The sequence below is a fragment of the Campylobacter sp. 1569 genome (assembly GCF_024723675.1).
Lineage (GTDB): Bacteria > Campylobacterota > Campylobacteria > Campylobacterales > Campylobacteraceae > Campylobacter_D > Campylobacter_D jejuni_C.
Genome location: NZ_JANQDB010000067.1, coordinates 1 through 352, shown reverse-complemented (window position 1 = coordinate 352; position 352 = coordinate 1). Strand labels below are relative to the sequence as shown.

Below are 352 nucleotides of genomic sequence, written 5' to 3'. Positions count from 1 at the left end.
ATCAACCTTTGGCTTTAAAGCTACGAGAGCTTAAAGAGTGTGAGCAATTTGAACTTTTTCAAGGAAGTAGTGATAATTTAGATATTAATATATTAGATAAAAAAAGAAAAGAATTTGTTTATAAAGATCCTTTAAAAGAATTAGATGAAAGTTTAAAACTTTTCAATGGAGAGTATTTAAGATATCCTGTTTTATTTTTTTATGGTTTAGGTAATGGAATTTTATATAAAGCTTTGCTTTCTAATCCTATTAGAAATCATTTAATTATTTTTGAAGAAGAATTAGAGATTATTTATTTAGTTTTTCATTATTTAGACTTAAGTGAAGAAATAAGAAATGAAAAGGTTGTTTT

At 23.0% G+C, this 352-nt stretch carries 1 pseudogene; it reads left to right on the top strand.

The features are described 5' to 3' along the window. Positions 1 to 352, top strand: a pseudogene (locus tag CAMP5060_RS08205) (hypothetical protein); the annotation flags it as partial.